3 protein-coding genes are annotated in these 2,927 nt (G+C 68.0%); 1 reads left to right on the top strand and 2 read right to left on the bottom strand.

Translation table 11 applies throughout. The features are described from left to right. Positions 1 to 151: 151 nt before the first annotated feature. Together ACTWQJ_RS49535 and ACTWQJ_RS49530 are read right to left on the bottom strand one after the other, a co-directional pair. Positions 152 to 706 (bottom strand): transposase, encoded by a 555-nt coding sequence (locus tag ACTWQJ_RS49535; RefSeq protein ID WP_443312911.1) that lies wholly within the window; start codon positions 704 to 706, stop codon positions 152 to 154. Between the two features lie 98 nt (positions 707 to 804). Then, the gene (locus ACTWQJ_RS49530; protein WP_443312910.1) at positions 805 to 1,185 is read right to left on the bottom strand and encodes a helix-turn-helix domain-containing protein; all 381 of its coding nucleotides are present in this window, start codon (positions 1,183 to 1,185) and stop codon (positions 805 to 807) included. Between the two features lie 238 nt (positions 1,186 to 1,423). Here ACTWQJ_RS49530 and ACTWQJ_RS49525 point away from each other — a divergent pair, with 238 nt between their 5' ends. Further along, a complete protein-coding gene (locus tag ACTWQJ_RS49525) occupies positions 1,424 to 2,689 on the top strand; it encodes an IS701 family transposase (protein ID WP_443312909.1) in 1,266 nt (421 codons plus the stop codon). Positions 2,690 to 2,927 lie beyond the last annotated feature (238 nt).

Genomic DNA, 2,927 nt, shown 5'->3' with positions numbered 1-2,927 from the left:
ATGAAGGCCTGGCGAGGCATCGCCACCCGCTATGACAAGACGCCCGAGAGCTACCTCGCCGGACTCCATCTCCGCGCAGCAACCATCTGGATCGGCAGCCTCCTGAAAGCCTGTTGATCACAACCGATGACAGGCCCTAGTGCTGGATTCCTCAAACGGTGTACACATATCGGCGCCGTAGTAAGCGGGTTGGCGGGGCCGGCCTGCCCCAGATCCAGGGATTGGCACGGGAGTTGAGCTGGTCGGTGGCCAGGGTTGTGGCCTGGTCGATGTCGTCGCGGTTGGCGAATGACCGGCCGGCGAGGGCTGTTTTGCGGAAGATGCGCCACCATCCTTCCTGCAGGTTGAGCCAGCACGCGCCGACGGGAATGAAGGCGTGGTGGATGCGGGGATGATCCTCCAGCCATGTCCGAGTGGACAGGCTGTTGTGGGAGGACAGGTTGTCGGTGACGATCCAGATCTCCCCGGTCGGGTTGGCGTCCTCGACCTGTTGCAGGAACTGCTGGTAGAAGACGCTGTTGCGGGAGGACGCGGTCATGGTGATCTGCTGGCCGTCCCGGACACGTAAGGCTCCGTAGACCCAGATTTTCTCCGGTCCGCGGCTGTAGTCGAGTTCCGCTTTGATCCGGTGTCCGTCCGGTGACCAGGCAGGTGCGGGTGGGAACGTCCGCGGGATCACCGGCCCCAGCTCGTCGGCGCAGATCACCGTCGCACCGTCGGGCGGGTGGGTGTAGAGGCCGATGATCCGTGTCCTTTTGGGACGAAGTCCGGGTCCTTCGAACGCGTCCAGGACCGGGTGCGGCGTCAGCGCACACCCTCGGCGAGCAGGATGCGCCTGACCTGTGAGCGCCCCACCTCGATCCCCTCGGCCCGGGCTGCCGCGGCCAGGGCATCCAGGGTCCACTCGGCCGGCCCGGACTCGTCGAACGCCCATAGCTCCCCGACGGGCTCCCACCGCAGCCGCCCAGGCGGCACGGTCTTCACCAAGGAGATGATCCTGGAGCGTTCCTCCTCGGTGATCCGCCGCTTGCGGCCCTGCCCTCCCAGATCATCCAGCCCTTGCAGGCCTGAGCGGTTGAAGCGGTGCAGCCAGCACCGCACTGTTTTCTGGCTGCAGCCCAGCTCAACAGCGATCGCCGGCACCCGCAGCCCCGACCAGCTCAGCTCGATCATCCGGGCCCGCATCACCAGATCACGCGGAGCCTTCCGCGCCCGCGACAACCGGCGAACGACCCTCCGTTCGTCCTCATCACGCGTCGGCCGTGCTCGTAAAACCATCGCCCAGCACCCGCCCCCGAGCACCATCAACTACCCCGCCACCAGGCCATATACCCAGCGAAAGAGGAATCCAGCACTAGTAGGGCTTGGTCAGGTTCACTCGCCGGTGGCGTGTCCGTTTGATCGGTTGTGCCGTTGACCGGGTGTGCTGGGTGGGGAGTTGGCCGCGGTCCGCTGTGATCTGGAGGACTTCGCGGCGGAGATTTTCGAGCCGTTCGCGCGGGCGGATCAACGCCGGTGGGGCCAGGTGTATCTGCGGGGACTGCTGCTGGACGGGCGGCGCAAGTCGGTGGAACCGATGGCCGCCCGGCTGGGCGAGGACGGCAATCGGCAGGCCCTGGCCCACTTCGTCACCTCCAGCCCGTGGGAGGCGGCGCATGTGCGGGCCCGCCTCGCCTGGCGGATGCAGCAGGTGATCAAGCCGACTGCGCTGATCATCGATGACACGGGCTTTCTCAAGGACGGCGATGCGTCGGCGTGCGTGACGCGGCAGTACACCGGCACCGCGGGCAAGGTCACCAACTGCCAGGCCGGAGTGTCGCTGCACCTGGCCTGCGACAGGGCGTCGGCGGCCGTCGACTGGCGGCTGTTCCTGCCCGAGAGCTGGGATCCTGCTTCGCCGAAGGCCGATGCGGCCAAGGTGGCCCGCCGCGCTGCGTGCGGTATCCCCACCGAGGTGGGCCATGTCGAGAAGTGGCAGCTGGCCCTGGACATGATCGACGAGACGCGGTCGTGGGGCGTCGAGGTCCCGCTCGCCGTCGCCGACGGCGGGTACGGCGATGCCGCCGCCTTCCGGCTGGGCCTGGAAGAACGCGGACTGCACTACGTGGTGGGCATTTCCACTACGACCACCGCCCACCCCGAAGAGGCCCGGCCACACACCCCGCCCTGTGGCGGCCGCGGCCGGCGGCCTCAGCCCGTCTACCCCGAGGCGGCCCAGGCGGTGAAGAAGCTGGTCATCGCGGCCGGCCGACAGGCCGCCCGGCCGGTGCAGTGGCGGGAAGGCTCCCGCCGGGGCAGCGGCCGCAGCGGTTTCAAGCGCATGTACTCGCGATTCGTGGCCCTGCGGATCCGGCCGGCCGGACGCGAGATCCGCAAGGCCGCCGGCGGTCCCGAGCTGCCCGGGCGCTGGCTGCTGGCCGAATGGCCCGCCACCGAGCCCGAACCCGTCCAGTTCTGGCTGGCCGACCTTCCCGCCGACACCCCGCTGGCCACCCTGGTGCGCACCGCGAAGCTGCGCTGGCGCATCGAGCACGACTACCGCGAGATGAAGCAGGCCCTGGGCCTGGCCCACTTCGAGGGCCGCACCTGGAGGGGCTGGCATCACCACGTCACCCTCGTCTCCGTCGCGCACGCCTTCTGCACCCTCCAGCGACTGACCCGGTCCCCAAAAGGGACGGCGCCGGCCTGAGCCTCTACCAGGTCGCCCGCGAACTGCAGTTACTCCTCGCGGTCTGGACCGGCGCCTGCCCCACCTGTCACCGCAACACGCCAGAACCGATACCAACCTGACCAGGCACTACTAGTGTGATGCGCCAGAAATCCTGAGGGTTAATTTTCCTCTGTTTTCTGGTTGTTGGCTCCGACCTTGGTGAGGTAGTCGGCGAGGGAGTTGAGGATCTCGTCGGCGGACTTGGTCCAGGTGAAGG

Origin of the sequence: Streptomyces sp. KR55, assembly GCF_052245645.1 — a bacterium.
Lineage (GTDB): Bacteria > Actinomycetota > Actinomycetes > Streptomycetales > Streptomycetaceae > Streptomyces > Streptomyces flavusporus.
Note: the sequence above shows the minus strand (reverse complement) of the source record. Positions and strands in the feature narration are given on the sequence as shown.